Origin of the sequence: Alloyangia pacifica, from assembly GCF_020524285.1 — a bacterium.
Taxonomy (GTDB): Bacteria; Pseudomonadota; Alphaproteobacteria; order Rhodobacterales; family Rhodobacteraceae; genus Salipiger; species Salipiger pacificus_B.
On record NZ_JAIVKX010000012.1, the window covers coordinates 85,575 to 111,491 of the forward strand.

General features: G+C 60.1%; 23 protein-coding genes. 16 read left to right on the plus strand and 7 right to left on the minus strand.

All coding sequences use genetic code 11. From position 1 onward, the window contains the following. Nucleotides 1-17: 17 nt before the first annotated feature. Entirely contained in the window at nucleotides 18-1,007 is a 990-nt protein-coding gene (locus LC039_RS17265) for an FAD:protein FMN transferase (protein WP_226626780.1), read from the minus strand. A gap of 203 nt (nucleotides 1,008-1,210) precedes the next feature. Between LC039_RS17265 and LC039_RS17270 the strand changes: the two genes are divergently transcribed. Genes LC039_RS17270 through nqrF form a run of 6 tightly spaced genes read left to right on the plus strand, consistent with a single transcriptional unit; the run spans nucleotide 1,211 to nucleotide 7,065 of the window. Then, nucleotides 1,211-2,554, plus strand: coding sequence for a Na(+)-translocating NADH-quinone reductase subunit A (locus LC039_RS17270; protein ID WP_226626782.1), 1,344 nt, complete (start codon nucleotides 1,211-1,213; stop codon nucleotides 2,552-2,554). 4 nt (nucleotides 2,555-2,558) lie between these two features. Next, nucleotides 2,559-3,758, plus strand: a complete 1,200-nt coding sequence (locus LC039_RS17275; protein ID WP_226626783.1) for an NADH:ubiquinone reductase (Na(+)-transporting) subunit B — start codon at nucleotides 2,559-2,561, stop codon at nucleotides 3,756-3,758. Further along, complete coding sequence (locus tag LC039_RS17280) at nucleotides 3,751-4,560, plus strand: Na(+)-translocating NADH-quinone reductase subunit C (protein ID WP_226626785.1); 810 nt, start codon at nucleotides 3,751-3,753, stop codon at nucleotides 4,558-4,560. Before LC039_RS17275 ends, LC039_RS17280 begins: the two co-directional genes overlap by 8 nt. Continuing rightward, the gene (locus LC039_RS17285; RefSeq protein WP_226626787.1) at nucleotides 4,560-5,213 is read left to right on the plus strand and encodes an NADH:ubiquinone reductase (Na(+)-transporting) subunit D; all 654 of its coding nucleotides are present in this window, start codon (nucleotides 4,560-4,562) and stop codon (nucleotides 5,211-5,213) included. Before LC039_RS17280 ends, LC039_RS17285 begins: the two co-directional genes overlap by 1 nt. Then, entirely contained in the window at nucleotides 5,213-5,821 is a 609-nt protein-coding gene (gene nqrE / locus LC039_RS17290) for an NADH:ubiquinone reductase (Na(+)-transporting) subunit E (RefSeq protein WP_226626790.1), read from the plus strand. Before LC039_RS17285 ends, nqrE begins: the two co-directional genes overlap by 1 nt. Nucleotides 5,822-5,841: 20 nt before the next feature. Continuing rightward, nucleotides 5,842-7,065: an NADH:ubiquinone reductase (Na(+)-transporting) subunit F gene (gene nqrF / locus LC039_RS17295; protein WP_226626792.1), complete on the plus strand. Its 1,224-nt coding sequence runs from the start codon at nucleotides 5,842-5,844 to the stop codon at nucleotides 7,063-7,065. Between the two features lie 92 nt (nucleotides 7,066-7,157). On the opposite strand, the gene LC039_RS17300 is transcribed toward nqrF, so the two are convergent. Further along, nucleotides 7,158-7,796: a hypothetical protein gene (locus LC039_RS17300; RefSeq protein WP_226626796.1), complete on the minus strand. Its 639-nt coding sequence runs from the start codon at nucleotides 7,794-7,796 to the stop codon at nucleotides 7,158-7,160. After that, nucleotides 7,736-8,890: a hypothetical protein gene (locus LC039_RS17305; RefSeq protein ID WP_226626797.1), complete on the minus strand. Its 1,155-nt coding sequence runs from the start codon at nucleotides 8,888-8,890 to the stop codon at nucleotides 7,736-7,738. Before LC039_RS17305 ends, LC039_RS17300 begins: the two co-directional genes overlap by 61 nt. A 247-nt stretch (nucleotides 8,891-9,137) precedes the next feature. Between LC039_RS17305 and LC039_RS17310 the strand changes: the two genes are divergently transcribed. The 4 genes from LC039_RS17310 to LC039_RS17325 are packed head-to-tail and all read left to right on the plus strand — an operon-like array spanning nucleotide 9,138 to nucleotide 11,300. Next, nucleotides 9,138-9,542, plus strand: a complete 405-nt coding sequence (locus LC039_RS17310) for a hypothetical protein (RefSeq protein WP_226626799.1) — start codon at nucleotides 9,138-9,140, stop codon at nucleotides 9,540-9,542. Continuing rightward, complete coding sequence (tnpB, locus tag LC039_RS17315) at nucleotides 9,539-9,913, plus strand: IS66 family insertion sequence element accessory protein TnpB (RefSeq protein ID WP_226626801.1); 375 nt, start codon at nucleotides 9,539-9,541, stop codon at nucleotides 9,911-9,913. Before LC039_RS17310 ends, tnpB begins: the two co-directional genes overlap by 4 nt. Nucleotide 9,914: 1 nt before the next feature. Beyond that, nucleotides 9,915-11,003, plus strand: coding sequence for an AAA family ATPase (locus LC039_RS17320; RefSeq protein WP_226626803.1), 1,089 nt, complete (start codon nucleotides 9,915-9,917; stop codon nucleotides 11,001-11,003). 39 nt (nucleotides 11,004-11,042) lie between these two features. Further along, nucleotides 11,043-11,300 (plus strand): hypothetical protein, encoded by a 258-nt coding sequence (locus tag LC039_RS17325; RefSeq protein WP_226626804.1) that lies wholly within the window; start codon nucleotides 11,043-11,045, stop codon nucleotides 11,298-11,300. On the opposite strand, the gene LC039_RS17330 is transcribed toward LC039_RS17325, so the two are convergent. The 4 genes from LC039_RS17330 to LC039_RS17345 are packed head-to-tail and all read right to left on the minus strand — an operon-like array spanning nucleotide 11,248 to nucleotide 18,648. Next, nucleotides 11,248-11,988 (minus strand): M48 family metallopeptidase, encoded by a 741-nt coding sequence (locus LC039_RS17330; protein WP_226626805.1) that lies wholly within the window; start codon nucleotides 11,986-11,988, stop codon nucleotides 11,248-11,250. The two genes, LC039_RS17325 and LC039_RS17330, sit on opposite strands and share 53 nt — an antisense overlap. Next, entirely contained in the window at nucleotides 11,975-15,043 is a 3,069-nt protein-coding gene (locus LC039_RS17335) for a type I restriction endonuclease subunit R (RefSeq protein ID WP_226626807.1), read from the minus strand. The genes LC039_RS17330 and LC039_RS17335 overlap by 14 nt, the downstream gene beginning before the upstream one ends. 42 nt (nucleotides 15,044-15,085) lie before the next feature. Then, nucleotides 15,086-16,213, minus strand: coding sequence for a restriction endonuclease subunit S (locus LC039_RS17340; RefSeq protein WP_226626810.1), 1,128 nt, complete (start codon nucleotides 16,211-16,213; stop codon nucleotides 15,086-15,088). Then, nucleotides 16,210-18,648 (minus strand): type I restriction-modification system subunit M, encoded by a 2,439-nt coding sequence (locus LC039_RS17345; RefSeq protein WP_226626813.1) that lies wholly within the window; start codon nucleotides 18,646-18,648, stop codon nucleotides 16,210-16,212. The genes LC039_RS17340 and LC039_RS17345 overlap by 4 nt, the downstream gene beginning before the upstream one ends. Before the next feature lie 116 nt (nucleotides 18,649-18,764). On the opposite strand from LC039_RS17345, the gene LC039_RS17350 reads away from it, so the two are divergent. The 6 genes from LC039_RS17350 (at nucleotide 18,765) to LC039_RS17370 (ending at nucleotide 25,692) form a co-directional block, all read left to right on the plus strand. Then, the gene (locus LC039_RS17350) at nucleotides 18,765-18,938 is read left to right on the plus strand and encodes a hypothetical protein (RefSeq protein ID WP_226626815.1); all 174 of its coding nucleotides are present in this window, start codon (nucleotides 18,765-18,767) and stop codon (nucleotides 18,936-18,938) included. Between the two features lie 154 nt (nucleotides 18,939-19,092). After that, on the plus strand, nucleotides 19,093-19,347 hold the full coding sequence (locus LC039_RS17355; RefSeq protein WP_226626818.1) for a helix-turn-helix domain-containing protein: 255 nt from the start codon (nucleotides 19,093-19,095) through the stop codon (nucleotides 19,345-19,347). A 204-nt stretch (nucleotides 19,348-19,551) separates the two neighbouring features. Then, nucleotides 19,552-21,102, plus strand: a complete 1,551-nt coding sequence (tnpC, locus tag LC039_RS17360) for an IS66 family transposase (RefSeq protein WP_226626820.1) — start codon at nucleotides 19,552-19,554, stop codon at nucleotides 21,100-21,102. Next, nucleotides 21,086-21,268 (plus strand): transposase domain-containing protein, encoded by a 183-nt coding sequence (locus LC039_RS27070; protein WP_413463847.1) that lies wholly within the window; start codon nucleotides 21,086-21,088, stop codon nucleotides 21,266-21,268. Before tnpC ends, LC039_RS27070 begins: the two co-directional genes overlap by 17 nt. 309 nt (nucleotides 21,269-21,577) lie before the next feature. Further along, nucleotides 21,578-22,390, plus strand: a complete 813-nt coding sequence (locus LC039_RS17365; RefSeq protein ID WP_226626823.1) for a hypothetical protein — start codon at nucleotides 21,578-21,580, stop codon at nucleotides 22,388-22,390. Then, entirely contained in the window at nucleotides 22,390-25,692 is a 3,303-nt protein-coding gene (locus LC039_RS17370) for a DEAD/DEAH box helicase (RefSeq protein ID WP_226626826.1), read from the plus strand. Before LC039_RS17365 ends, LC039_RS17370 begins: the two co-directional genes overlap by 1 nt. Nucleotides 25,693-25,917 lie beyond the last annotated feature (225 nt).

Consider the following 25,917-nt stretch of genomic DNA (forward strand, 5'->3'; position numbering starts at 1 on the left):
GTTGCGGCGGTTGGCGATCAGGCCTGCAGCGCGGTGAAGCGATCGCTGGCGGTGATCTCGAAGCCCTTGTCGCCCGCTTTGCCCGAGCGATCAATGAACAGAGCGGCCATATCACGCTGATTTGCGATCTCGAGACCGCGCTCGCGGCCCAGCACCAGCAGGGCGGTCGCCCAGGCGTCGGCCAGCATGGTGTTCTCGGCCATCACGGTCACCGAGGCGGTGTTGTGGGTCACCGGGCGGCCGGTGGTGGCGTCGATGATGTGCGAGTAACGCTTGCCTTCGAAGTCGAAGTAGTTGCGGTAGTCGCCCGAGGTCGCCATGCCCATGTCGGAGACGGCCACGACCTGCTGCACGCCGCGGTTGAAGGCTTCGGGCGTCTCGATGCCGATGTGCCAGGGCTGGCCATCGGGGTTCTTGCCCGCGGTGTAGAGATCGCCGCCGACCTCGACCATGTAATCGGTGATGCCGAAGCTGGCGAGGGTGCGCGCGACCTGGTCGATGCCGAAGCCCTTGCCGATGGCCGAGAGGTACACCTCTGCCTCGGGGCGCATCTTCTGCAGCGCGCCGTTGCCGACGTTCACCGACTGCGACTGGCCGCAGCAGGCCAGAGCCTGCGCGATCTCTGCCTCGGAGGGCATGTCGCTGCGGGTCTTGCCGGCGCCGAATCCCCAGAGGTCGATCAGCGGGCCGACGGTGACGTCGAAGGCGCCGTCGGTGGCGGCGTTGATTTCGTGCGCGGCGGTCATCACATGCGCAACCTCGGGCGAGACGGCGAAATGATCGGTGGCGCCAGCGGCGTTGAAGCGCGAAATCTCCGAGCTGGAATCCCAGTTGGACATCTGCGCGTTGACCTGTGCTAGGCTGGCGTCCACGGCCTTCTGCAGCTCGGCCTTCTCGATCTTGTTGCTGTGGTCGATCGCGGCGATCGAGTAGCTCGTGCCCATGGTCAGCCCGGTGAGTTCCAGAACGGACCACCCTTTCTTGCACGCTGCCAGAGCGAAAGGCATCACAAGGAAGCTACGGCGAGAAAAGGTAAGAGGGTTCATCCGGTATCTCCGCAAGAAGCTGTAGGGTCGACGATGAGACAAAGGGCTTCTGAGCCGTTTTGGCGGGTGATTCAACATTAAATTGGAAACTTTCTCGTCAAACTCTTCCAAACTGCGGCGTTGCGGCGCATAAGGCTGCCGGAAAATGGACAGGACGAAGCGACGTGCAGCAATATACGTTGAGAAAAGGTCTCGATGTCCCGGTGCTGGGGACACCCGTAGGCGGAATCGAAGACGGTGCAGCGGTCCGGACCGTTGCAGTTCTGGGGCAGGATTACATCGGTTTGAAGCCGAGACTCGCGGTTCAGGAGGGCGATGTCATCGCCGCCGGAGCGCCGATTCTGGCCCATAAAGACACCCCCGAGGTTCAGGTCACCGCACCGGTTTCAGGCCGAATCAAGGCGATCAACCGCGGCGCCCGCCGGGTGCTGATTTCGGTCGAGATCGAGGTCGATCCGAGCGCTGCCGAGCCGGTGGACTTCTCGTCGGTCGGGGACGCCACGACGGCCGAGGGCCTGACCCAGAAGCTCTGCGCCGCCGGCCTTTGGACGTCGTTCCGCACGCGCCCCTACTCGAAGGTGCCGAGCGCCGATGCGAAACCCGCCGCGATCTACGTCACCGCGATGGACAGCGAGCCGCTCAGCGGCGATGCCGCGACCATCATCGCCGAGGACGCCGATGCCTTCGCACGTGGTCTGCAGGCGCTGCCGCTGTTGACCGAGGGCAACGTCTACCTGTGCCAGGAAATCGGCGCGACGGTTCCCGGCGTAGATCTGCCGGGGATCACCGCCGCGGGCTTCTCGGGGCCGCATCCGGCGGGCCTTGCCGGCACCCACATGCATTTCCTCGAGCCGCCGTCGGCCTCCAAGACCGTCTGGACCATCGGCTACCATGACGTGATCGCCATCGGGAAACTGCTCGAGACCGGCCGTCTCGACGGGTCGCGCATCATCGCCCTGTCCGGCCCGATGTGCGGCCGTCCGCGGCTGGTGCGCACCCTTGCAGGGGCTTCGATGCTGGAGCTCTGCGCCGAGGACCTGAACGGCACCGCGCCGGTGCGCGTAATTTCCGGCTCGATCCTCAGCGGTCGCATGGGCGCGGGGCCCGATGCCTTCCTGGGCCGCTATGCCCGCCAGATCACGTTGATCGAGGAAGACCAGAAACAGATCCCGATGGGCTGGATTCGCCCGATGGGGTCGAAATTCGCGGTGCAGCCGGTGCTCGGCTCTGCCTTCACCAAGAAGCTCTACGCGCTGACCTCGAACCTCAACGGCGGCCGCCGCGCCATGGTGCCGATCGGCACCTTCGAGGAGCTGATGCCGCAGGACTTCCTGCCGACGCAGCTGCTGCGCGCGCTGCTGGTGATGGACACCGACCAGGCGCAGGCGCTGGGTGCGCTTGAGCTGGACGAGGAAGACCTTGGGCTCGTGGGCTTCGCCTGCCCGGCCAAATACGAATACGGCATCGCCCTTCGCGACAGCCTCAGCAAGATCGAGAAGGAGGGGTAAGACCTTGGGTCTGCGCAATTTCTTTGATCGGATCGAGCCGCAATTCCTGAAGGGCGGCCGTTTCGAGAAGTACTTCCCCGTCTATGAGATGGTGGAGAGCTTCATCTACACCCCGAAGACGGTGACCACCGTCGCGCCCCATGCCCGCTCGTACATCGATATGAAGCGGATCATGACCTACGTGGTCATCGCGACGATCCCCTGCATCCTCTTCGGCATGTACAACACCGGCCTGCAGACCAACATGGCGATCGCCGAGTACGGCGCATCGGGCTGGCGCGCGGCGATCATCGACGCGCTCGGCATCGGCTTCAACCCGGCCAACCCGCTGGCGAACATCCTGCACGGGCTGCTGTATTTCCTGCCGATCTACATCGTGACGCTGATCGCGGGCGGCATCTTCGAAGTGATCTTCGCCGTGGTCCGCGGCCACGAGGTGAACGAGGGCTTCCTCGTGACCTCGATGCTCTACACGCTGATCATGCCCGCTTCGGCCCCGCTCTGGCAGGTCGCGCTCGGCATCATCTTCGGCGTGGTGATCGGCAAGGAAGTCTTCGGCGGCACCGGCAAGAACTTCCTCAACCCGGCGCTGGTCGGGCGGGCGTTCCTCTACTTCGCCTACCCGGCGCAGATGTCCGGTGACCGTGTCTGGACCCCGGTCGACGGGTTCTCGGGCGCAACCGCGCTTTCGGTCAGCGCCAGCGACGGCGTCGCCTCGCTGCCCGCGCATGGCATCAGCTGGATGGACGCCTTCGTCGGCACGATCCAGGGCTCCTTCGGCGAGACCTCGACCATAGCCTGTCTTCTGGGACTCGCCTTCCTGTTGGCCACGAAGATCGCCAACTGGCGCCTGATCGCCGGCTGCCTTGGCGGCATGATCGGCTTCTCGCTGCTGCTGAACATCATCGGCTCCGACACCAACCCGATGTTCGCCATGCCCTGGTACTGGCACCTGGTGGTCGGCGGCTACGCCTTCGGCCTGGTGTTCATGGTGACCGAGCCCGTTTCCGCCTCGCACACCAACGTCGGTCGCTACATTTACGGCGCGCTGATCGGTTTCATGGTTGTGATGATCCGTGTCATCAACCCGGCCTTCCCCGAAGGCATGATGCTTGCGATCCTCTTCGGCAACGTGTTCGCGCCGCTGATCGACTACTTCGTCGTCCAGGCCAACATCAAACGGAGGGCCAAGCGCAATGTCTGACACCAATGCGAACAAGGGCATGATCCGCCGTTTCCTGGACATGCCGCCGGATTCCACCGTCAAGACGGTGACCGTGGCCGTGGTGCTGTGCCTTGTGGCGTCGATGATCGTGTCGGCCGCCGCGGTCTCGCTGCGCCCGGTGCAGGAGAACAACCGCCTGCGCGACAAGCAGCGCAACGTTCTGGAAGTTGCCGGCGTCTACGAGCCGGGCATGAACATCGCCGAGGCCTTCAGCGACTTCGAGCCGCATGTGCTCGAGCTGGCGACCGGCGAGTTCACCGACCAGTATGAGATCGACACCTTCGAGGAACTGGCGACCTCGGGCGATCCGGCGCTTGTGCGCGCGCTCGACGAGGACCCGGCGGGCCTTGGCGGCACGCAGCAGATCTTCCAGATGGTTTACATCCTGCGCGATGACGCGGGTGCGATCGACAAGGTGGTGCTGCCGATCGAGGGCTACGGCCTGTGGTCGACGCTCTACGGCTTCATCGCGCTGGAAGAGAACGGCAACGACATCTATGGCCTGCAGTTCTACCAGCAGGGCGAGACCCCCGGCCTCGGCGCCGAGGTCGACAACCCGCGCTGGAAGGCGCTCTGGAACGGCAAGAAGCTGCGTGACGAAGACGGCACGCTGCAGATCACCGTCGCCAAGCAGCCGCCGCCCGCCGGCCAGGACTACTATATCGACGCGCTGGCCGGGGCGACCCTGACCTCGCGCGGTGTCGACAACCTTGTCCGCTTCTGGATGGGTGAACAGGGCTACGGCCCGTTCCTCGAGCGGCTTAAGGCAGGAGAGATCTGATGGCCCAGACCCGCAAATCGCAGCTCGTCGATCCGCTGATCGACAACAACCCGATCACCCTGCAGGTGCTGGGCATCTGTTCGGCCCTCGCCGTGACCTCCTCGCTGAAGGTGGCCCTGGTGATGGCGATCGCCGTGACGCTGGTGACCGCCTTCTCGTCGATGTTCATCTCGATGCTGCGCAACCAGATCCCCAGCTCGATCCGGATCATCGTGCAGATGGTGATCATCGCCAGCCTCGTGATCCTCGTCGACCAGGTGCTCAAGGCCTATGCCTACGATATCTCCAAGACACTGTCGGTCTTCGTCGGCCTGATCATCACCAACTGCATCGTGATGGGCCGCGCCGAAGCCTTCGCCATGAGCAACCCGCCGGTGGCCAGCTTCGTCGACGGTGTCGGCAACGGTCTCGGTTACGGGCTGATCCTGATGGTCGTCGGCGTGATCCGCGAGCTCTTCGGCTCGGGCTCGCTGTTCGGCATCACCATCCTGGAGACGGTCAACAACGGCGGCTGGTACGTCCCGAACGGCCTGCTGCTGCTGCCGCCCTCGGCCTTCTTCGTGATCGGCCTGCTGATCTGGGCGATCCGTGCCTGGAAGCCGGGCCAGGTCGAAGAGCGTGAATACAAGATCCAGAGCGTGGAGGCGCACTGATGGAAGGTCTCATCTCTCTCGCGGTCAAGGCGGTCTTCGTCGAGAACCTCGCCCTGTCCTTCTTCCTGGGGATGTGTACCTTCATCGCCGTGTCGAAGAAGATCTCGACCGCCATTGGTCTCGGCGTCTCGGTGATGGTCGTGCAGGCGATCACCGTGCCCGCCAACAACCTGATCCTCGACTATCTTCTCGCGCCGGGCGCGCTGGCCTGGGCCGGCTTTCCCGACATCGACCTGACCTTCCTCGGCCTGATCTCCTATATCGGGGTGATTGCCGCACTGGTGCAGATCCTCGAGATGGTGCTCGATAAGTACTTCCCGCCGCTCTACAACGCGCTCGGTGTCTACCTGCCGCTGATCACGGTGAACTGCGCCATCCTCGGTGGCTCGCTGTTCATGGTGGAACGGAACTACGACTTTGCCGAAAGCCTCACCTACGGCGTCTCGTCCGGCTTCGGCTGGGCACTGGCGATCACCGCGATGGCCGGTGTGCGCGAGAAGCTGAAGTACTCGGACATTCCCGACGGGCTTCAGGGTCTCGGCATCACCTTCATCACCGCGGGTCTGATGGCCATGGCCTTCATGTCCTTCAGCGGCGTGAAACTCTGAGGCAGGAGGACTAGGAACTCATGGAAACTTTCAGCCTCGGCGTCATCCTCTTCACCCTGATCGTGATCGCGCTGGTAACCGTCATCCTGGTTGCCCGCTCGCGTCTGGTGTCGACGGGCAACGTCAACATCACCATCAACGGCGAAAAGACCATCTCGGTCCCGGCCGGCGGCAAGCTGCTGCAGACCCTTGCCGGCCAGAAGCTCTTCGTGCCCTCCGCCTGCGGCGGCGGCGGCACCTGCGCGCAGTGCCGGGTGCGGGTGCATTCGGGCGGCGGGTCGATCCTGCCGACCGAAGAGAGCCACATCACCAAGCGGGAAGCCGCCTGCGGCGACCGCCTGTCCTGCCAGGTCGCGGTCAAGCAGGACATGGAGATCGAGGTCCCCGAAGAGGTCTTCGGCGTGAAGAAGTGGGAATGCGAGGTCATTTCCAACGAGAACGTCGCAACCTTCATCAAGGCGCTGGTTCTCAAGCTGCCGGAAGGCGAGGACGTGAACTTCCGCGCCGGTGGCTACATCCAGATCGAGGCCCCCGCGCACAAGCTCTCGTACAAGGACTTCGACGTCGCCGAGGAGTACCGGAGCGACTGGGACAAGTTCAATCTCTGGCAGTACGAGTCGACGGTCGAAGAGCCGATCGAGCGGGCCTACTCGATGGCGAACTACCCGGATGAGAAGGGCATCATCATGCTCAACGTCCGGGTGGCCTCGCCGCCGCCGGGCTCCACCGGCATTCCGGCTGGTCAGATGTCCTCGTACATCTTCAACCTCAAGCCCGGCGACAAGGTCACCATCTCGGGTCCGTTCGGCGAATTCTTCGCCCGCGACACGAAGAAGGAAATGGTCTTCATCGGCGGCGGCGCGGGCATGGCCCCGATGCGCTCGCACATCTTCGACCAGCTCAAGCGGCTCGAGAACCGCGACCGGAAGATCTCCTTCTGGTACGGCGCGCGCTCGAAGCGCGAGATGTTCTTCGTCGAGGATTTCGACGAGCTGGCCAAGGAGTTCGACAACTTCGAATGGCACGTGGCCCTGTCGGACGCGCTGCCCGAGGACGAGTGGAAGGGCTACACCGGCTTCATCCACAACGTGCTCTACGAAGAGTATCTGAAGAACCACCCGGCGCCCGAGGACTGCGAGTTCTACATGTGCGGCCCGCCCATCATGAACCAGTCGGTGATCAACATGCTGCTGGATCTGGGCGTGGACCGAGAGGACATCATGCTCGACGACTTCGGCGGCTGAGCCGGTCGGCAGGAATGCAAGAGGGGGGCTTCGGCCCCAGCCCTTTGCATTTCGTGTTGCAGCCGCCGAGGGATCGGCGGCTGTTCCATTTTCTACTCGAAGAACTCGCTGAGACGCATCTTGCCTCGGGCGAGGCCGAGCTTCATCGCCGGCGTTTCTTTCGTCTTCGATGAGCCGATCCAGTTGTGCACGAAACGGTAGATCTCGATGATCTTCACCATCGTCTCCGGATTGTAGAGGTAATGTCGATCCCAGGTGCGGCCGTTTCCGCTGGGCGTATGAGCAGGCCGTGCGGCGAAGCGGATATTCGATCGCACCTTGTGGAAGTAGGCATCGACGCTTCGAAGCGTCGCGAGGCGCATCAGACGGGCTCGCCGATCCGGTGCCATTTCCAGTCGATCCGTCAGGATGCGGATACGGCGGTGCGGCTCGCTTTTGGTGTGGAAGGGCCAAGCGAAGGGCTCACCAAGCAGATGCCCGCAAAGAAGGCCCTCGATGGCCATGTCGGTGCGTTGGAGTTTCTCCTTCACCTCCAGCTTGGCCCAGTTCGCCTGGGTGATCCCGGTCGCAAGTTCGAGCGCCGCCTTTCCGTCGCCGACCAGCATATTCCGCTCGTCATTGGACTTGTGCTTGTTGAACTGCACGACGATGACATCGGCGCGCTTCTGTTTCACCCATTTCGCGAATGCCGAGACGAAGGACAGCGCCAAGCCTGGATCGGCGTCCAGCACGAAGACGAACCGCTCGCCTCCTTTCCCGAGAAAGTGGCGCAGGAGAAACGCGTGGGCGAGCTGTGCGATGTCTTGGCGCAACAGGGAGCCTCGGTGCGGCAGTTGCAGATCGAGATCCACATCCGGGCTTCCAGCGGGTGAAGCTGAACGCCTCTGGTGATCTTGTCGAGATACGCTTTGAATTCGGTTTCCGACCAGACCCGGGCTTGGCTCCGAAACGCGCGGGGCAAGGTGAAATCCCCGGCCGCAGTCATTCGCGCCTCGATGTCCGGGAGATCCACGCTCGGGTCCAGGCCGAGATGGGCGGCCATGATGTATCCAGTATTGGCGTGGGCCGTGCAGAGGTGCTGCACCGCTATCTGCGCCCGTGTTTTCTTGTTCGGCCAGTTGAGGTGTAGCGTCTGGGAATCCGTCGCGAAGCGCCGCCCCACCTTGTTCCAATCCACCGATGCGAAGGAGCCTTCACGCCGGGCGGTGTGGTCGACGACGCGGTCGTAGATGAAGTCGATCTTGCGATAGACATCCCGCGGGCAGAGGCCGGTGAAATCGCTGATCTTGGAGATTGGCATCCCATTGGTGATCATCCACAGCACATCGCGGTTCGAGCTGCTGCGGTGCTGCTTTCGGATGCGAGACCCGACCGTGAAGGTCTTCAGGCAAGCCTTGCAGATGTAGCGCTGCGTTCCCGTCCCAGTGCGACCGTATTTCCGGTATAGGCCGGGATTCTGGGCGAGCGACTTTTGATGGTTGCCGCAAACTTCATTCCGGCAAAAATCCGGCGGAGGCAGCTCCGCCCGGAAGCGGCCGCGCAACCGGCGATACTCTTCGACGACCGCTCCGTTGTTCTTGATGATCGACGATTGGCCGCAGACCCCGCACTTGAAGGTCTTGTCGTTGTCGGAGCCGATGACTTCGCCACGGGGTTGATTCCGCTTGACTTTTGCGGGAGGTCGTCCTTGTCTTATGTATGGATCAGGCGGCTCCGCGAAGAGTTCGCATTGCGGGTTGCGACAGAAGTTGATGTCGATTCCGTATTTCGGAAGCGGCAATCTGCGCTGAAGTGCTGGCGAAGAAATAATCGCGGGCGCGAGCATACTTTCTCCCTCGGAAAAAACCACATATTGCGGCTATCGAGGGTAAGGTTGGCCAAAATCTGGCAAACCCAAGTTTTTTCCTGCAACACGAAATGCAAAGGGCTGGGCTTCGGCCCCCCTTTTTTTGTGGTCCACCGGGTCGAGGGCGTGAAGGAAGGTAAGCGTTGCATCTGACCCCCTGATTGCCCTCTAAACCTGACCACCTCTCGTCCGCTAGTCTGCATCCGAACTACGATCGGAGGCGACTATGGCGGAACGTGAAGTCTGGGGGTTCAAGATCCGGACCTCCCCGTCGGGCAAGAGGATTTGGCCGAGCGAGCTCAAACGCGAGGCGACAAGGCGCCTTCGGGAAGATGGCGTGTCGCCCGGAGATGTCGCCGCCGAGCTGGATGCCCATGAATGCCTGGTTAGAAAATGGTGGGTCGCTGATAGGCGAGAGCGAGGCGAAAAGATCTCCGTCGATGGGCCAGCCTTTGCACAGGTATCAGTCGAACCGGCCTTCGCTCCGGCAGCCATCCAAACACCCGCTGCAGGTATTGGCTCAGCAAGCTCCGCTCATCTGTACATGGGCGGGATTTGCCTCCAGTTTCCGTTGTCCATTGACGAAGCAGACCTTCTGAAGCTGATCCGTGTTGCGGGGCAGTCTCAGTGATCTCGCCGTCCAGCAGCTATCGTATCTATCTGGCCACTCAACCTGTCGACTTCCGGAAGGGGATGGATGGCTTGGCCAATTACGTCATGACCAATTTCGAACTCGATCCCTTCTCCGGTGCGTTCTTCGTCTTCCGCTCTAAGGGACGCGACAAGATCAAGGTTCTGATGTGGGACGGCACTGGCCTCGTGCTGATCTACAAGCGTATCGAAGGCGCGGGCTTCGTTTGGCCCAAACTTTCCGACGGGACGATAACCCTGACGAAGGCACAGTTTGAAGCTCTCTTTGAAGGGATCGACTGGCGTCGCGTCGTCTCGGCCGCCTATCACCACCCTTCCATTTTCAACAAAACAACCGCGGAGGTCGAGTGAGATGGCGACGATCCCATTCATTCAGTGCAAGATCTTTCCCGTCGAGCAGACCGCGGACTACCTCGAAAAGCGCTTCATCAAGCACCTACGGCTATTGCGAAGTGGCCTGGTCGGCCAGCCGGCGCATGAAGTCGAACTGCTTGGAGTCGACAATCAGGAACTGCATGAGGTGAGGATAACCCATCTCGAGAAGAGCAGGATCCAAAAACGCGTCAAGAAGCTTATTTCACGGCGCCAGGAAGCGTCAGGGATGGGCCATTTGCAGAGGGATGAGCGCGAGCGATTGACCGCCTTGGCAGGCGGCGTTCGGCTTGCGACGTTGAAGACCGAACACCAAGCGGATGAAATCGCGGCGGCACTTCACGATGAAATGCCCTGGATGGGGCCCGCGACCGAACAGGTCTGGAAGGCCATGCGCAGGTCGGTGAGAGAAGGCTCCATCGGTCTTCGCCTGCCGCCCATCCTGCTCGATGGCCCTCCCGGGATCGGCAAGAGCTTTTGGGCGCGGCGCCTTGGTCGCCTCTTGACCGTACCCACGACCGTTATCGAGGCAACGAATGAAAATGCTTCATTCGGTGTCGTCGGATCCCAGCGTGGATGGGGAAGCGCCGGCCCCGGGCGTCTCATTTCCACGATCCTTATGGAACATGTCGGCAATCCGGTCATGGTCGTCGATGAGGTCGAGAAGTCTGGGACTGCGACCTCCATGTCAGGCCGCGCATTCGGACTGTCGGAGGCGCTGCTACCCCTGTTGGAGCCCTTGACCGCACGAAGCTGGAGTTGCCCATTCTATCAGGTCAAGTTCGACATGAGCTGGGTCATCTGGGTCCTGACATCCAACAACTACCACGCGTTGCCCGAGCCGCTTCTGAGCAGATGCCCACCGATATCCCTACGAGCGTTAACGACTGACGAACTGGTCATGTTCATCTGGCGCGAAGGGCGCAGGCAGGGCACCAGCGACGTGGCCTTGGACGCTGCGGTCGAAGCTTTCAAGCGTGCGGGCCAGGCAAGCCAACCGAGTCTGAGAACTGCGGCACGGGTGTTGCAGAGGGCAGCTGATCTCGAATGTCACCCCACGTTGCATTGAACCGATTTCACGCGCTCATCACACCAGGGAGGCGGCTTCGTGACTGAATTCGAGATCATCTTCGTCGTGTTTGGTATCGGCGCATGCATCGTTGGCGCCATCCATGTCACCATCGCCTACCGCTCTTCGATACGAGATGACGAACCAGATCCGGAACGTGTTCGGCGATTTGTGGAACGGGGAATGGAGCTGCGGCGGCAGGCCCTGGAAAAATCGCGCGCCACCGACAGGCCGAGCGACGACATCACTGAGCCAGTGTCTGCAGATCTTCCCACGCGGCAAGCGGATACTGATTGAGCTCGTCGCGTATGCTGCGCCACTTCGGCATATTGTCGTCAAGGACCTTGATGAAACGCTCATCATGGCGCGGCGATATCAGGTGGGCGAGCTCATGCAGCAGTACGTACTCAATCGCCCGAACGGGTTTCTTGGCGAGCTCGAGATTAAGCCAGACGATTTTCTTGTCCGGATTGCAGCTGCCCCATTTCGTTTTCATTGGTCGGATGCCCCAGGTTTCGGTTGCAACGCCTAAGTGCGATGACCAATGCTCGAGCCGTGGAGCCACGTGCTCCCTTAGGCGAGCCTTGTACCAATTCTCCAGCCATCGCCTGCGTACTGCAGGCGTTGTGTCTGCCGGCACCGAATAGCGGAGCCGGTCACTGCCGATGAGTTCGATCCGGTGGACCTTCTTATCCCAATGGATCACATCCAGTCGAAGAGGCCGGCCGAAAACGAAGTGTGTTTCGCCGGAGACGTACTTCCGTTGCGTCTGGCGCTCCTGAGCGAGGAAACGGGCCTGCTTGCGGCGAACCCAATCCATCCTCGAGAGTACAGCCAGCTTGACCGCATCGAGACTGACGCTCAGCGGGGCCGCAACTCTGACCTGGCCGTCAGGCGGATAGACACCGACATGGAGGTTCTTGATCGCCTTCCAGCGGACCTCGACCGGCGTTCCTCCGATGATGTGGTGTTCAGTATTCACCATGGTTCTTCAGTATCTGCAGTAGCGTATCCACAGTGTCGGGATCCGAAATCTCAGCTTCCAGGCAGCGTCTGACTTTCTTTTCTTTCATCGTATGACCGCGCCACCCGTGGGGGGCGGTCGCCCGTACAGCCTGGTCGACCCGGCGCGCTAGGGCCTCATCTTGTCCCAGGTTGTCGAACAACGCCTTCTGCCCGGGCGATTTCATGCTCTCAGGATAGGTATTGCCATGCCCGGATTTCGCGGCCCTTACCAGCTCCGCGATCTTCTCCAAATACTCGGCGTACTCGATCGCGCCGCTCCGGCGCTGCGCCACCAAGTCAGTCAGCAGCTCCGACATCTTCTCGTAGAACTTAGGGTTCACGGGTGTCTCGTCGATGATCAGCTTCCTGACGTTGTTCTCGATCGCCTCGGCAACATTCTCACGCTTCCCCTTGGACGGCGCCGGAAGATCATCCTCGGCTTTGGCCCCTTTGCTCTCGACCAGATCAATCAGGCTGATGTCATCCAGGTGAGAGATGACCTGAGAGTCGTCGGCCCTGATGTAATTGTCGATCAGGTGGCGCATGGCCGGCTCGTAGAGCTTCATGTCAACGGCATCGCCGCTGTGGAGCCGCACGGCATCACGGATGCCGATGGCATGCTCGACCTCCTTGCGCATTTCCGCCAGCTCCAGCTCGTTGAAGTCCGATCCGTCCGGTTCGGCGGCGACGTTCGTGTAGGCACGCGCATAGCGCCCCGCCAACTTGTAGAGCGCTTGGCGGCGGCGAGCTTTCTCTTCCGCGTCCGGATCGCTTTCGATGCCTTCGGGACTGGAGAAATACGCGAAGAGCTCTTCATCGCCCTTGGGCTGCTCGACCGCGTCGAGAAGCCCCAGCCAAGCATCGCGCGCCGTCCGCAGATCCGTATCGGCCTGCTCGGCACGATCCGTGATCAGGCCCTCGACATCCTCCTTATCGAAGGCATCGAACGCCTCGGACGTATAGTCATCCACCGCGCTCTCGATGTTCCGGAACAGATCCTTGTAGTCGACGATATAGCCGAAATCCTTATCGTCGCCGTCCAGACGGTTCACCCGGCAGATCGCCTGAAACAGCCCATGATCCCGCATCTGTTTGTCGATGTAGATATAGGTCGCCGTCGGCGCGTCAAAGCCGGTCAACAGCCGGCTCACCACGATCAGCAGCTTCATCCGCCCCGGCTCTTTCTTGAACAGCCGTAGCGCCTCCTCCTCGTACTCTTCCTCCGACGTATCGCCGAGGAGATCGGTATAAACACGGTGGACGCGCTGCTTCTCAGTCTCGCCCATGCCGGTTTCTTCACCGGTGATTTCCGGTGCCGCGCGTTTGTAGGAGGTGACGATCGCGCACTTGTCGGCCAAGATTGATCCGGACTTCCGGAATATCTCGAAGAGCTCGCATGCCTCGGGGATGGAGCCTGCAACGAGCATGGCGTTCCCCATGCCCGCGTTCAGGCGCGGCTTCATCTCCATATCCAGAATGATATCGTTGGCGATCTGCTCCAGCCGGTCACGGCTCGACAGCACACGTTGAAGTGTACCCCATCGTTGCTTGAGCGTCGCCTTTGCGATCGGGGTCAGCCCCTTCGTCTTGGCTTCGAACCAGGCGTCGATCTTGTCCGGCGCGCTGATCCTCTGGTCGATGTCGCGGGCCTCATAGCGCAGGTCCAGCACCACGCCGTCCTCGACCGCCTCGTCAAATCGATAAGGCTTGCCGATGTAGGGGCCGAAGGTTTCGAGCGAAGTCCCCTTGTCGGACCGCAGCAGGGGCGTGCCGGTAAAGCCGATGAACATGGCCTTGGGCAGCACCTTGCGCATCGCCTTGGCCAGCTTGCCGGACTGGGTGCGGTGTGCCTCGTCGATGAAGACGAAGAACTCGCCCTTGGGTGCGCCGATGTTGGCGTTCTGGATATCGGAGATCAGGCTTTCAAGCTCCCCCTCTTCCTTCTTTCCGAACTTGTGGACGAGGGAGCAGATGATCCGATCCGTCGGATCGGCGAGTGCGGCCATCAGGTCGTTGCCCGATCGCGCGCGCCGCACCTTGTCGCCGGTATTGCCGAATACGTCCTCGATCTGGCTGTCCAGCTCCTTGCGGTCGGTGACCACCAGGATGCGGCCGTCCGGGAACGCCTCCCGAATCCAGCGCGCCAGCATCACCATGATCAGGCTCTTGCCCGAGCCCTGGGTCTGCCAGATGATACCGCCCTCGCGCGCTGCCACGCGTTCCTGCGCGGCCTTCACGGCGAAGTACTGGTTGGGGCGGGCGATCTTCTTGATGCCCGCGTCGAACAGGGTGAAGTCGTGGATCAGCTCCAGGAACCGCGTCGGCGCCATCATCTGGGTCACATCGCGGTCAAGCCGGGCCGAGATCTTGCTCTCTTCCTTCCAGGCCAGCCAATAGGGCTGCGGCGTCTGGATCGGGGCGTAGCGCAGGCCCTCGCTGTCATTGCCCGCAAAGTTGATCTGCACCGTGGTGAAGAAATGGCGGATGAACTCGGGCCGTTGATTATCGAGCGTCTGGCGGATGCCGGTCCCCACGCCCACGGTGGACTTCTTCAGCTCCACCACGCCAAGCGCGATCCCGTTGACATAGAGCACCAGATCGGGCCGCTTGTTCCAGGCCTTGGCGTCCTTGCCCTTGATCGAGACCTCTTCAGCCACGCCGAGGTCGTTGGTGCCCGCATTGCCCCAGTCGACAAAGCGCACGGTGACGGGGGCCTCGCCCGGGCCAGGGGCGATGGCCACGCCGTAGCGGAGCATGTCGTAGAAACTCTGGTTGGCCTCGTAGAGCTTGGTGCCTTCCATCCGCGCCTCTCGTTCAAGGCGGGTGATGGCCTGGGTAATGACCTCAGGCGCATAGCCCCGCGCCTCCAGCCAGGGGCGTAGCAGCGAGGGCTCGATATTGGCGTTGCCCTCGCGCTTTTGCCAGTCGCCGAGGTAGTGCCATCCGAGGCCCCCGGGGGTGCCGGATTTGTCCCCGCAGAGCAGGTCGATGACCCGGTTCTGGGCCTTGCGTTCCGCCTCGCCGATCTTGCTCATGGGGACCTCTCCGTTCTGGAAAATACTCGTTCAAATAAGGTGTCAGACCAGCCTGATCCGTCCGGTCAAAAGGTTCTGCATCATGCCATCCTTCACCTGTCGCGCCTTTTCGAGACGGGCGTCGAGGGCTTGGATTTCGGCGTCCATGTCTTTCAGTGTCGCTGAGATCGCAATCTGTTCGTCTGGACTGGGCACGAACACATCGATGTTCTCGATAGTCTTGGCATTCAAGCTCGGAACTCCGGACGCTTCATTGTAAGACTGCCAATCAATCCTCTGGAAAACATAGAATATAAACCGCGGATCGTTCGGCGGCTGGATATCGGTGTAGAACAACGTGTCTACGGTCCAGAACGGCGACTCGACGAATTGCGGGCGGTCAATTGTTCCCTTTCGTCCAATGAGAACTGAGGGCTTGTCCCAGAGATAGCTGTTGGCTGTGCCGATCTGACCGCCGGTCGCCAGAATGGGGTATTGACCTGAAACGACCTCAACTTGCTTTTGGGAACGCCCATGTCGGACGGTGAGGAGCATCCCGAGCTTGCGCTCCACCCACTCCCCAGAGAACCCTGGAAGGCGGCGCTTGGCGGTCAGGAGGTCCTGCATCGCGCCCTGCTTGATGAGCCGCTTCTTGGCGATCAGCCGCTCCAGCCCCTCGATCAGCGCATCCGCATCCGAAAGCGCCGACCCGATACGCGTTTGCTCTTCTGCCTCATCCGGAACGGCCAGCTCGCACTTCTCAAACACCGAGTTCAAAAGGTGGGTCTGGTTCACGCCATCATTGAAGGCCAGAAAGTAGGGGTTCCGGTTTAGCACGTGGAAGAGCATCTTCGGGTCAGCTCCTGGGCGGGGCCGCAGGATGCAAACCCGTTGGTTCACTGCATAAAGCTCGTCTTGTTCAACCAAGTAACACTTAGCCAGCGCACGACCATTGGGTAGATCGCTCATCACCAATAGAACGTCGTCTCTTCGCGCCGGAGTGATATTCTGGTTGCAGGTCTTTGCGACTTCGCCCTCGGTGGAAATGAACTTCGAATTTACACAGATAAATTCGCCAAGCGGATCTATGAAAGGCTCGTGGGCTTTTCCTGGGATAAACTGGCACAGGTCAAACAGGCGCCTTTTTGACCAACCATTGGGTAGGTTCGTGGCCGCAGCAGAGGAGTTCATTGTTCGAACCCCATTGCTTTCAGGTGCTCTGCAACTTTGCCTGCGATATCATCGACGGAGGCGGCAACCTCCGGCAGAGTATGCCCATACCGCTCCGTCAGTACCCGCACCCGGGCGGTCATCTGCTCGGTCCGCGCCTCGATCTCGGCCTCGATCAGATCGGCGATGTCGGTCAGCCATTTGTCATCCACGACCAGGGAGCGAATCTCTTCCTCGGTCAGCTCGGGGTATTTCTTCAGCGTGGCCTCGGTCAGCGCTTCCTCGGCTTCCTTGGCGGCCTTCTTGGCTGCCGTCTCGGCCGTCATCAGCTTGGCCACCTGTTTCAGCAGCTTCGCCTCTTCCGGCTCGGCCTCGCCAGTTTTCTGGCGCGCCCTGATGGAGGCCGCGGTCAGCTTGCCCGCCTCGGTCAGCGCGTCCGCCAACAGGCCGCCCTCGGCCCCGTGTTCCTCGACCAGTTCCTCGATCTCGCGGCCCAGCTCTTCGGCCTTGGCCTGAGCATCATCGACGGCCTGCTGCAATTCCGGGAAGAAGCGCGCAACGATCAGCCGGGGCGGAATGACATCGGCCACAAGGCGCACCTTGTTCACGGTCAGGTCGGCCTCTTCCAGCCATTTGACCTTGCCCTTGTCGTCGGTCTCCTTGCGCGCCTCGCGCAGTTCCCTGGCCGCCTCCCAGCCGTCATGGGCGATGATGAAGACATCGTCCTGCATGGTCTCGGCCCAGTAGGACATGAGCCGCTGATACGCCTCGTAGCGGTCGATCAGGGGCGCGTCGGCAAAGCGGTCGAGCATGTCCTCGGCGATGGTGTGGATCAGCTCCTTGGGCTTGTCGCCGACCTGGATGCCATCCATGCGTGGCGCATTCGCCCCGGCCCAGCCATCGAGAATGCCATGGACGCGGGTCTGAAAGGCGGTGAATTCGGCGTGGTCGCGGATGGTGCAGCGCACCTCCTCCGGCTCGACCAGCGGATCGGAATAGCCCGGGCGCGGGTTCGGCCCGAAGAGCGTGGCGCGGATGCCGGGCATGACCTCCCAGAACGCGGCCAGCCCGTCGATGTCGCGGTTCGGCACGCCGCCCTTGAGGTGCGCCTCGATGTCCTGCAGGTCCTCGGGGCCGGAGCCGTCGATGTAGCGCGGGATGTTGAGGTTGAAGTCGTTGCGCGTGATCTCGGCATAGGGGACGAGGCGCGAATAGCCCGCGATCTCGGCCTGGCGCGTATAGGCGTCGGTGATCTTGTGGATATCCCGTTCACGCAGTCGGTTCTTGTTGCCGTCCTTGATGAAGCCGCGCGAGGCGTCGATCATGAAGACGGGGCGCTCGGCCTGGGCTTGGGATTTGTCGAGCACGATGATCGAGGCCGGGATGCCGGTGCCGTAGAAGAGGTTCGCGGGCAATCCGATGATCGCCTTGATGTAGCCGCGCTTGAGGATCTTCTCGCGCAGCTCGGCCTCCTTGTTGCCGCGGAAGAGCACGCCGTGGGGCAGGATGACTGCGCCGGAACCGGTGGCCTTCATAGAACCAAGGATGTGGAGCAGGAAGGCGAAGTCTCCGTTCTTCTCGGGCGGCATTCCGAGGTCAAAGCGGCCATAGCGGGTCTCGCTGGTCAGGCCAGAGCCCCAGGCCTTGGCCGAGAAGGGCGGGTTGGCGACGACGAAGTCGAAGGTAAGAAGTTCGGTCTCAGACGCCTTGAACTGGGGCTCGGCGATGACATCGCCCTGGGCGACATCTGCATCCTCCCGCCCATGCATGATCATGTTCATCTTGGCCAGGCCGCGGGTGGTGATGTCGAATTCCTGGCCGTAGATAGTGAGCGCGACGTCGGCGGCGTCAGCGGCCTTCAAGAGCAGAGATCCTGAGCCACAGGTGGGGTCATAAACGGTCTGCTTCGGGCTCGTGGCGCGATTGACCCCCGCAACGGCGGCGACAACACGCGAAACCTCCGCAGGTGTGTAGAACTGGCCCTTGCTCTTGCCGGACTCGGTCGCGAAGTTGCGCATCAGGTATTCATAGGCGTCGCCCAGGATGTCGTCGCCATCGGCCCGGTTGCGGCTGAAGTTCAGCTCTTCCCGGCTGAAGATGTTGATGAGCGCGGTCAGCGTCGTGACCATCTTGGCGCCACGGCCGAACTTCTCGGAATCGTTAAAGTAGGCACGGTCGATGACGTTCTTGAGGTCATTGGCTTCGGCAATCCCCGCGATGGCCGTGTCGATACCTTCGCCTATGTCCTTGGTGCCACGAAGCTTCTTAAGGTCCTCGAAAGAGCAGCCCTGGGGGACCTCGATCAACGCGTCGGGCTTGCCCACGCGGTCAGAGACGTACTTCACGAACAGAAGCGTGAGGATGTAATCTTTGTAGAGGGAAGCATCCATGCCACCCCGCAGCTGGTCACAGCTGTCCCACAGGGATCTGTAGATATCGCTCTTCTTGATAGCCATCGTGTTCTGCCCTTCGCCAGTCGCCCGCGTTCTCTTCGCGCGAGTTGATTTCAGGTCTAGCGCCTCCTGGCCGCGAGGAACAGATACACCTTGCCTGATCAAGTCGAGCCAAGACCTTGAAACTGCCGACCCTGAATGGGCTACAGGCCGGCAACGTCAAAAAAGGTGCAGAAGAAATTGACGCCAAGCAGGCGTCCGCAAGACTTGCGAAAAAAGGAATTAAGGCCTTGCGAAAAATAACTCCATTCTCGAGCGAAGCGCTTATAAATAACCAGCTTCAGCCGGGATGACAGCTTGCGAAAAAATCGATATTGCCTCTGCGAAAAATTCCGATTAGGAGATTAGTGGCGGCGTTTCAAAAACAGCCGTCAATGCCCCATGTCAACTTCACTGTTGATCTTCACCATTCAGTGCATCATTTCTTTCTTAAAGTGATTCGCAAAGGTGAAGGGCGATCCATTGGATTTGGTCATAGATAGAGAAAGACATGCTCGGATCCGATACGAGCTTTCCCTGCGCGGCCTGACCTTTGCGGAGATCGCGAGACGCGCTGAGGTTAGCGTTTCTTCCGTCAGTGCGGTTTCACTTGGAAAAAGCAGATCCTCGCGCATAGAGCTGATCTTGGCGCAGGCATTGGCTACTCGCCCGGAAGCGCTTTTCCCGGACCGCTACCCTGCCAACAGCGGAGAAGGCACATGAGCTAGAAACCAAGGGCTCTGGAAGAGTTGAGGCCCCGGGACTGGTAATCCCTAGGGCCTCGGAAAATCGCTCGGCGCGACACCTCATCTATTCCCGACACGCACGAAGAAGTCAAGCCTCATGCCCGTCACCCCACGGGCATGTACACTCGGGTCTTGCTTGCGGTTTTGAGCCAAGACCTTGTTTGGCCACTGGGATGATGGGATGGATACTATACAAGCGGCCTGCGCCCAACTCGCAGTCCACCAGGACAGGTATGTTCAAGAGCTCTCGGAAGTGATTGAGCGGGCGGATCGTCAGCGCGACAACGAATACGACCAATTGAGAGCAAGGCTTTCCAAGGCAACGTCGGAGATCAAGACATTGCGCTCGGAGCTCAAGCGCACAAGGAGCCAAGTCGAAGATCTGACCACCCAAGTGGCGGATGAAGCGGCGCGCACTGTAGAATTGCTGCATGAACAGTACAGCCCAAAATCTGAATCGACGAAAGCAAAAAGACGTCAAGGAGTTATGCGCACTGACGGCCAGAGCGAGGGAGGCAATCCTTCTTTTTCGGGGCAAATCAAGAAGTTTTCAGTCGCTCCGCCGCCCAGGCCACGTAACAGAAACGGCCGTGGCGCGAAAAATTGGGAAGGCCTGGAACGCATTGAAATTCCGATGGATTTCCCGAAAACGTGCCCCTGCCCCTGCCCCTGCGGCTGCGGCGGCACAATTAGAAGTTTTTATCCAGATGAGAAGCGGGAGGTAATTCCCGCAAAGTTTTATATCGTAGTACGCAGGTATCTTCGCTATCGCTGCCGAAAAGACGACGTCACCGTCGGCACTCTGTACAAGCCTACGCTAATGCCTGGAGTGACCAGCGGATCAAGCATGCTGGCATACTTGGTGACCATGCGCTACGGGTGGGGGATGCCCATGTATCGGATTGAAAACATGCTCAATCATAGTGGCACCACCTATCATCGCGCGACCATGTGCAAGCAGATCGGCCGACTTGCCGCCGAGCTTGGGCACGTAACATCTGAACTACAACGCCACACTCTGGATGATGCTTCCCGCATCTTCTTCGATGAGACGGTGTTGAAAATACTGCGCCCGGGTGAAGGAAAGACTGGGCAATCCTATATGTATGCGGCTCATCGCGACGATAGCTCATTTGGCGGCAATGCCCCGCGTTCAACGGTTTTCTTCCATCGAACCTCTCGGTCGATGGCGCATATACACGGGATCCTTGGTGGCAAGTCGTTGATCGTACAGCACGACGGCTATGCGGGTTATGGTCGCCTGGGCCAGCCCGGCAGTGATGTCGAGAACATTGTGTCGGTTGAATGTTGGGTGCATGCCCGGCGCAACTTCATTAAGGCAGCGCAAACAATGGAATCGAACCTGCCAAATGAAGTCGTGGAAATGATGGCAGAGCTTTTTGATGTTGAAAGCATTCTTCGTGGCCAGACACCGGCTGCGAGACTAACATACCGAAATGAACGATCCCAGGCAGTCGTTCAGAAGCTTCATTCGAGATTGAGGGGCATGTCTTCTCGCACGTTGCAAAAAGACAGGCTTGGCAAGGCCATTAATTATACGCTTGAGCGATGGGATTCTCTGACGCTTTTCCTGAGAGACGGACGAATAGATCTCGATACAAATCCAGTTGAACGTCAGTTCAAACCGATTATCCTGCAGCGCAAGGGCAGTCTCTTCATCGGCAGTGAAGAGGGGGGGGCATACGTGGGCTGCGATGTCCTCATTGGTTGAAACTTGCAAGCTGAACCGAGTGGACACGTACCGCTATTTTTCCTGGATGATTGACGATCTCGCGGAGATGAGAACGAACAACCTTGACGAGGATATCGATTACAGTCGGTATTTGCCGTGGAATGCGCCAGTACACTGCAAGGTGAAGCTGCCGCCCGTGAAGTAGTGCGGTGAAATGACGTTCGTTTCCATGAGCCCGAATGCTTGCAATTTTCCGGATGTTCGAGATTGAGGAGCCCCCCCGAGCCACGTATCAGGAAAGACTGCTCGACATGGAGTAGGTTTTCCACCTAAAACCAGATAAGTTCACGAATTCGCTCTCGCTTGCCTGCGGCGCGTTCGCTGTAGAGAATGTGCCTGTGGGGCCGAGGTGTGAGGGGCTGAGCCAGATGAACAAGGCCCTTGAGGCAGACGGCTCCGACAAGATGTCTGTTTCCGACGAACCGGAAGCCGGGGGGTATCTCCAACGGCGATTTTGACGGCTGCGTGCAAAGTCAACGAGCACTGTGTCGGCGATCACTGGACTGTCGGTGATTTCGATTCACTGGCCCGGCTCATAGCGATCATCGCTATGGGACAGGCGAAGCACGCGGCGCGGATTATCACTGACCTGCAGCCAGCGGTCCCGGCATTGACGATCGACGCGCTCCGTGCCGATGCGAAACAGCGTCTGACCGTGACTGGAGACACGCCAGAAAAGCAGGACGCTCATCGATGGCATCGGGACGGTCTGATCTTCGAGGCGATCTTTTGGATCGTCGCCCGACAGGGTGCTGCCGCCAACGTTCTCATGAAAGACCCGCACATCAGTGCGACGACACAGGGCCTTGATGGGCTTATTATCGAACTGGACGAAAAGGGTGAAACGGTCGTCCGTGTGACAATTCTCGAAGACAAGTGTTCGAACGACCCACGGAGAAAATTCAGAGACGAAGTTCTGCCTGCCTTCCGAAACTATCATGTCGGCAAAAGGGCTTCGGAGCTGGTGGCGGCAACATCCTCGTTACTTGACGGTAAGATTCCCGACGAAGCGGTCATGGAGGCTGCGGGGCGCGTTCTTGATATGGAATTCAGGGCCTACCGTGCCGGATTGACAATCAATTCTGAACACGATTCGGAGGCGGGACGCACAGCGTTGTTCAAGGGATATGAGCGTCTTGAAATGATCACCGGAGCTCAGCGCATCGGAGCAACATTTCTGCCGCCTTCAGAGCTGCGCACTTGGTTTGACGAAATTGCCGGTCAGGCGATCGCCTTCATCGACGAGCTCGGGAAGGAAGATCACTAATGTTCGACCCGGTGACCGCGGAGATCATACGTACCGCGCCAGCCTTGCCAGGCCTGAATCCCGCCGATCTGCCGCAGTTACTTACAGCGCAGTATGCAGAGCTGTCTGCTCGCAGAATGAGACGTGTAGAAGGCGCTGAAGATGCGATGGGTGACGGCGCCTCTGACGTCGAGTGGCCTCTCGCCCGTATTGCCGACGCATACGAGATCGTTGTGTCCGTCCGGCGCGACGCTGACTACCGCCGGGCAGCCGCATTCGTTGCCGGTACAGCACATCAAATTCTGGCGCAGGACCTCGAGCAGAACGATGCAACCCGGCCTTTTGCCATCATGGATCGGGATAGCATACATCCAGCGATTGCGGCGGCGGTGCTTTTCTTGGTGGCCGAGCAGTACGCGGACGCCCAAGAAGCCGCGCGCTTCATCCGGCCGGAAGATGGAGAGCAGGACTATGTCTGCACAATTTTGGCCGAAGATATCCGTGACTTGGCGCGCGGTAGTTTCCAGAGCATTCTTGAACGCGCGCAACGCCGTCCGGCAGGGTTCTTCATCGGTGGAGCGCTTGAACAGCGGGGAACAACGGCGCTCTTCGAGAGCCTCGTCGTCGGTGTCGAGTTGTTTGCAGCGGAAGTGCTGGCAACAGACGTGCCTGAGAAGGCGGCAGGGCGGTTCGACGGCGCAAGGGCGGCGTTCGCCCGCGTGTTGGCCCTTTCTTCGTTAGAGCACGGTCGCCTCGGCGATTTGTCCCAGAATTTTCAGACTAACTACCCGGGACCGCGTCACCTCGCGTCACTGCTGCTCGCAGCCTATGATACCATTGTGGACGCGGCGGTTACACGCCTGCAACCGCCTGATGGTTCAGATGGGGACTACTGGCGAAGCTGGCTGAGGCATCGTGCGAATGCCGCACCTTTTGTCTGGCCAAATCATAGGGAAGCCATAGCGAAAGGCTTCCATGAAAGCGGCAATTCCGCCGTGCTAATTCTGCCGACCGGCGCGGGAAAAACGACGGTCTCTTGCCTGAAGATTGCTGCTGTGCTCGCAAGCGGCAAGTCGGTTGTGTTCGTCGCTCCAACTCATGCACTCGTGGATCAGCTCACCGACGATCTGCAGAAGGTCTTCCCGGAATCGCTGGAAGGTTCTGTTGTATCGAGCGATTTCGACCGCTTGTTCGCCTCCGGCACCAACTTCGAAAGCATCGAAGTCATGACGCCGGAGCGCTGTCTTGCGCTTCTGTCATACTCGCCAGAGGCTTTTGATAACGTGGGGCTGCTGGTCTTTGATGAATGTCATCTCCTCAGCCCCGTATCGAGTCTCCGCCGAGCGCTGGACGGAATGTTCTGCGTCCTTGCCTTCAACAGCATCGCACCGGAAGCCGACTTCCTTTTTCTTTCTGCGATGCTTGAAAATGGCGCTGCATTCGCGGAGTGGATTGAAGAGCTTACCGGTCGAACCTGTGTTTTTGTCGATCCGCTTTGGAAGCCGAGCCGACAAGCGCGTGGCGTCCTGCTATATGAGAGTGCCGCCATCGCTCAGATGAAACGTAACGCGATTGCCGTTCAGCGCGCGGAGGATGTCCGAAAGAAGAAGCGCGCAAAGAACCTGCGCAAACCGGCCGCTGAGGCGCTACAATGTCCGCCGCATGCTCTCTTTGGACTTCAGCACAACTGGCTGGCTGGCGCAGCGCCAAGCTGCACTCTGACGGCCATATCCGATGCGCCGGTCACGTTAACCGGTAAGCTCAACAGGGATGGTTCGATCTATCTGACCCCTAATGTAAATAAGGTGGCAGCGCAGGTTGCGGCGGCTGCTGCTCGCAACGGCGTGAAAGGTATCGTCTTCGTCAACCGCAAGGATACTGCCGCGTCTACTGCTCGTGAAATCTCGGCGCTTTTGGGTGACCCGCCAGAGCAAACGCAAGATGAAGAAGAAAGATGGAAGGCGCTGGAGATTGAGCTCGGCGGTCTGGAACACGCAATCTTGCGCGGGCCCGCCGCTGCTGTGCCCCACAATGCGCTGATGCTCAGGCAGGAGCGCGATCTGGCAGAACGCTTGTTCCGCCGTGCCGACGGGGCAAAAGTCATCGTCGCCACACCGACGCTGGCGCAGGGGCTCAACCTTCCGGCTCATATTGCCATTCTTGCCGGGGACAAGCGTAGCGACCCGGATGAAGGAGGGCGCGAGGACCTGGAGGCGCATGAGATACTGAATGCAGCGGCCCGTGCAGGGCGTGCCGGTCACCTCGCCAACGGCATCGTACTGCTGATCCCTGAAGCTGTGCTTCAATTCAGGCGCGGCAGCCCCTTCGTTCCAGGAGTGCTCGACAAACTGAAGTCAGTACTGCCTGAGGACGACCGCTGCCTGTCCCTGAGCGATCCCCTGCAGACAATTCTTGATCGCATTAATGTGGCGCCTGCTGCCGACCCCGATGTCGAGTATGCCCTGAACCGCTTGGCTACTGCGGTCTCGCCTGATGGCGCAGAAACCGAAGCAACAACGCGTTTCTCGATAGGACGGTCACTGGCGGCCTTCACGGCCAAGAGAAGCAATAAGAAAGCTGAGTTCGATGCGAAAGTCGCGAAACTGAACGAGCTTATTGGCGAGAGAGCGAAGGAGGCCAACGATCAGGTCCTAGCGGAGCTTGCCACTCAGAGCGGCGCGCCGCTTGGCATACTCAAATCGCTCCGGCAAAGGATCGAGGATCAGATTGAACAGCTACCCCAGACAATACTCGACTGGACGTCCTGGATCATCAAATGGCTCGCAGAGGATCAGGATGCGCGCGATGCTCTTCTGATCCGTGATGGTAGAGCAATTCTCGGGGCTACCGGAAACAAGAAGGACGGACCGCTCACGGCCGATGCCGTGAGAAACCTCGAACCCGGGATTCTGGCTTGGTTACGCGGCGAACCTTTGCGCGAAATAGAAAGACAACTCGGCGGCGACCCCGCTGAAAAGGCAGTTTGCCCGCGCGCCCGTGAGCTAGTCTCTCAGCTAGTGCCGCTCAGCCTTTCATTCGCTGCCGGTCTGGTCGCGCGCACGGCAAGCGAGATACCTGCCATCGCAGATGGAACGGCTACGCCGGTCTCTGTCATTGACTGCCTTGCAGCCGGTGTCAGGCGCGGCTTCGACACTCCGAACAAGCTCGCCTTTAGCGACATCATGCGCGGTTTCCTGAGTCGCGTTCAGACACATCAGTCCTATTTCGCTACTATCGAGCATGAGCCAGAGATCTCAAACGTGGAAGAGTATCCGGCGGTTGTGGACCGAATGCGGGTGTATCTGCTGCTAGTCGGCGACTGAGAGCGTACCAAGCTAGTTCGCAGGCATTCCAGTTGCCGTGTGATCGATCTCACTAGTAAAGCCCTCTGTTCGCTCGAGCGGTTGTAAAGGGACGATCACAACCGATTTTCGCGCTCCCGTATTGGCGTACGCCAATATAGGGTGCCGAAGGGAAGCGGGGAATAGATCCTTTAGGGGGCTCTTTGTAACGCTTACGAAGGAAGCGCCCGGGGGAGGCGAAGTCCC

What these genes read in the sequence shown, in the direction of transcription:
- LC039_RS17265 (WP_226626780.1), bottom strand. Translation starts at nt 1,007, where the DNA reads ATGCCTTTCGCTCTGGCAGCGTGCAAGAAAGGGTGGTCCGTTCTGGAA.
- LC039_RS17280 (WP_226626785.1), top strand. Translation starts at nt 3,751, where the DNA reads ATGTCTGACACCAATGCGAACAAGGGCATGATCCGCCGTTTCCTGGAC.
- LC039_RS17285 (WP_226626787.1), top strand. Translation starts at nt 4,560, where the DNA reads ATGGCCCAGACCCGCAAATCGCAGCTCGTCGATCCGCTGATCGACAAC.
- nqrE (WP_226626790.1), top strand. Translation starts at nt 5,213, where the DNA reads ATGGAAGGTCTCATCTCTCTCGCGGTCAAGGCGGTCTTCGTCGAGAAC.
- nqrF (WP_226626792.1), top strand. Translation starts at nt 5,842, where the DNA reads ATGGAAACTTTCAGCCTCGGCGTCATCCTCTTCACCCTGATCGTGATC.
- LC039_RS17305 (WP_226626797.1), bottom strand. Translation starts at nt 8,890, where the DNA reads ATGCTCGCGCCCGCGATTATTTCTTCGCCAGCACTTCAGCGCAGATTG.
- LC039_RS17310 (WP_226626799.1), top strand. Translation starts at nt 9,138, where the DNA reads ATGGCGGAACGTGAAGTCTGGGGGTTCAAGATCCGGACCTCCCCGTCG.
- LC039_RS17320 (WP_226626803.1), top strand. Translation starts at nt 9,915, where the DNA reads ATGGCGACGATCCCATTCATTCAGTGCAAGATCTTTCCCGTCGAGCAG.
- LC039_RS17330 (WP_226626805.1), bottom strand. Translation starts at nt 11,988, where the DNA reads ATGGTGAATACTGAACACCACATCATCGGAGGAACGCCGGTCGAGGTC.
- LC039_RS17335 (WP_226626807.1), bottom strand. Translation starts at nt 15,043, where the DNA reads ATGAGCAAGATCGGCGAGGCGGAACGCAAGGCCCAGAACCGGGTCATC.
- LC039_RS17340 (WP_226626810.1), bottom strand. Translation starts at nt 16,213, where the DNA reads ATGAACTCCTCTGCTGCGGCCACGAACCTACCCAATGGTTGGTCAAAA.
- LC039_RS17345 (WP_226626813.1), bottom strand. Translation starts at nt 18,648, where the DNA reads ATGGCTATCAAGAAGAGCGATATCTACAGATCCCTGTGGGACAGCTGT.
- tnpC (WP_226626820.1), top strand. Translation starts at nt 19,552, where the DNA reads ATGGATACTATACAAGCGGCCTGCGCCCAACTCGCAGTCCACCAGGAC.
- LC039_RS27070 (WP_413463847.1), top strand. Translation starts at nt 21,086, where the DNA reads ATGTCCTCATTGGTTGAAACTTGCAAGCTGAACCGAGTGGACACGTAC.
- LC039_RS17370 (WP_226626826.1), top strand. Translation starts at nt 22,390, where the DNA reads ATGTTCGACCCGGTGACCGCGGAGATCATACGTACCGCGCCAGCCTTG.